This window comes from Pseudomonas sp. K5002 (genome assembly GCF_013386655.1).
Lineage (GTDB): Bacteria > Pseudomonadota > Gammaproteobacteria > Pseudomonadales > Pseudomonadaceae > Aquipseudomonas.
The window spans coordinates 1-3035 of sequence record NZ_JACARK010000742.1 but is presented as its reverse complement, the minus strand read 5'-3'; the positions used below and the strand labels follow the sequence as shown (position 1 = coordinate 3035).

Below are 3035 nucleotides of genomic sequence, written 5' to 3'. Positions count from 1 at the left end.
AAACCCCAGTGTGGGCCTACGTCACCACCGCCCCGGGGCGAAAGGAGTTTGTCCGGGGCCTGCACCGGCGCCGGTTGGCCGAAGCACAGCTGTGCAAGGCGGGCTTGTAATGCGCGAAGCCATTTTCCCCCTGGTGCTGTGCCTGGTGGCCTGGTTCGCCTTTGACCTGCTGGAAGGTCAGCGCGATATCGCCCGCAGCGAGCGCGATGCAGCGCTGTTCGAAGTCACCGGCCTGCTCGAAGCGGCGCGTGTTAGCGGCGAGATGTTGGCCGAGCGGGACGCTATTGATCTTCAACGCACTCAGGAACTGAACGATGAACGCACCGAAAACGACGGCCTGCGCCTTGCTGTTCGCGCTGGCGTTAAGCGGCTGCAGCTCAACGCCACCTGCAGCGTCCCCGCGTCCGGTACCACCGGCGCCGGCGGCTTGGCTGATGGCGGATCCGCCGAACTCACAGAAGACGCTCGACAAGATTATTTCACCCTCAGAGATCAGCTTGCCCTCAGCAAGCAAATGATCCTGGGCCTGCAGGACCACGTGCGCCGCGTTTGCCTGCGCTGATTCACCCACTTTAAAACCTGAACGGAGCAACACGCATGACCGATAAACGCGAGATCACCCTGGAAGTAGGCGACAAGGAATTCACCTTTGAGCTGACCCCGCAGGACGTGACCAAGTACTTCAACGCCGTGACCCAGACCAACAAGGTCGCGCCGGCGAACAACCTCCTGGTGAACACCGTTAAGCAGGAAGAACGCGCCTCCCTCAAGCCGATGCTGGGCAACCCGGTATTGGTCATGCAGCTGGCGGGCGCGCTCCTGGAGGAATACAGCCCAGACGTTGAAGTCACCGTAAAAAAGCCCTCGACCACGCCGAACGACTGACCGAAAACGGCCTTGGCCAACTGGTGGCCCTGGCCGGTCGTTGGCTACCAGGTGCCGAGCCCACCGCCGAGGTAATGGGCACGGCTAAGTGGCTGGAGGACGAACACTGGCGGCGGATGGAAATCGCCATCGCCAACGGCATCGCCCACGCATTGAACGGATAACCACAGATGGCTGACCAAAGCGCCCGCCTGGCCTTCATTTTGAGCCTGACCGATAAGGTCACCGCCCCGTTGGGCAAGGTGAAAATGGGCTTTTCTGACCTGGCGGAACAGAGCGAAAAGCACATTAAGACCATGGGCCTTGGCCTGGCGGGATTGGTGGGCGCCGGCGTGGCCATTACCCAGTCGCTGGAACCAGCTCTGGAGATGAACCGCGCTCTGGGCGAGGTCCGATCGCTGAGTGTGGCCGAAGATGCGTTGACGGCACTGAATCGCAAATCTCTGGAGTTTTCGGTGGCCTACGGGAAAAACGCCCGGGACTTTGTGGCCTCGGCGTATCACATCGAAGGCGCCATCAAGGGGCTGGCGGGCAGTCAGCTGGCCACCTTTACCAATGCCAGCAACCTGTTGGCCAAGGCCACTAAGTCCGACGCGGACACCATGGGTACCTACGTCGGCACCATGTACAACCTGTTCAAAGGCCAGGCCGACGCCATGGGCAAAGGTCAATGGGTTGAGAACCTGGCCGGCCAAACCGCCACGGCGGTGCAGCTGTTTCGCACCAGTGGCGAGCAGATCGGCGAGGCATTTAAAGCCGCCGGCGGCCTGGCCAGCACTGCAGGTGTGAGCCTGGCTGAGCAAATGGCGGTGCTGGGCACACTGGGCAGCACGATGGACGGCGGGGAGGCCGGTGGCCTCTATAAGTCGTTCTTTGAGAACGTCAGCGGCGCATCGGAAAAGCTCGGCATGTCCTTTGTCGACCAGCAGGGCAAGTTGCTGCCGATGATGGACATCCTGGACAAGCTCAAAGGCAAGTTTGGCGATCTGTCGATTGAGGCCAACGGCAAGAAGCTGCGTGACGCCTTCGGCGGCGAAGCGGCGCGACTGATCACCACATTGCTGGGCGACACCGACCGCCTGAAAAACGGCATGGATCGACTGGGCAATGTGCACGGGTTGGAGAACGCCGAGCGCATGGCCAAGCAGATGGTGGACCCGTGGCAACAGTTCGGCGCCGCTGTCCAGGCATTGCGTATTGCCTTCGGGCAGTCGCTGATCCCGATCCTGACGCCGCTGATGGATCGTCTGGTGGCCATCGCTGCCACGCTTACCCGCTGGACCCAGTTGTTTCCCAACATCACCCGCGTTATCGGCATCACCACGTTGGTGGTGTTCGGGATCATTGCGGCCATGTCGTTGCTCACGCTGACCGTGGGTATCTCGAAAATGGTCTGGCTGGGTCTGGTCACTGTGTGGAAAGTCCTGACCATGGCCGGCCTGCGCAGTATCGCCATGTTCCTGTATCACACCGTTATGGTGATTGGATTCGTTGCGGGCCTGGTGCTGATGGTCGCCTGGATGGGTCTGGTCAAGGGCGCGATGCTGCTATGGCAGGGCGCCATCTGGCTGGTCAACACCGCATTGCTGGCCAACCCGATGACGTGGGTTGTGGTCGGCATTGTCGCCCTGGTCGCTGCCGTGGCGGCTGCGATCATCTACTGGGACGAATGGACCAGTGCGCTACTCAACAGCGAGGCGTTCCAGTGGGTCAGTGCCCAGCTGACGGCGCTGTCTGACTGGTTCGACTCGATGGGCGGTTGGTCGGGCATGGCCAGCGCCGCATGGGACGGCATCGTCAACATCTTTAAATCGGCCGTCAATGGCTTGATCGAGATGCTGAACAAGATCCCGGGCGTGCAGATCGATGCCGCGTTTGGCGACATGCCGGCGGCACCGCAACTGCCAACCATCACTGTACCGACGGTCGAGGCACCGTTGCTGCCGCAGCTGGTGAGCGCTCCGCAGCAACCCATCCAGACGCCGCCCCTGGTGATGGCTGCCGCACAAAAAGTACAAGCCCCGGCCATGCCCGCGCTCAGCGCATTGCAGCCCCAGGCACAGCCGCCTGCGTTGGTGTTGGCCCCGGTACCGAGAACGCCGGCGCCGGTGCCCCAGCCCCTGACAGCTCCAGAGCCACCCCGCACAGCG

General features: G+C 62.0%; 4 protein-coding genes. All 4 read left to right on the top strand.

From position 1 onward, the window contains the following. The first annotated feature begins 109 nt into the window (after positions 1–109). On the top strand, positions 110–562 hold the full coding sequence (locus HX846_RS27530; protein ID WP_178966497.1) for a lysis protein: 453 nt from the start codon (positions 110–112) through the stop codon (positions 560–562). Between the two features lie 35 nt (positions 563–597). Next, complete coding sequence (locus HX846_RS27525; protein WP_063033540.1) at positions 598–885, top strand: putative phage tail assembly chaperone; 288 nt, start codon at positions 598–600, stop codon at positions 883–885. 20 nt (positions 886–905) lie between these two features. Further along, positions 906–1049, top strand: coding sequence for a hypothetical protein (locus tag HX846_RS40465; protein WP_371132008.1), 144 nt, complete (start codon positions 906–908; stop codon positions 1047–1049). A 6-nt stretch (positions 1050–1055) separates the two neighbouring features. Further along, positions 1056–3035, top strand: a 1980-nt coding sequence (locus HX846_RS27520; RefSeq protein ID WP_178966496.1) for a phage tail tape measure protein, incomplete at its 3' end; no start/stop codon positions are given.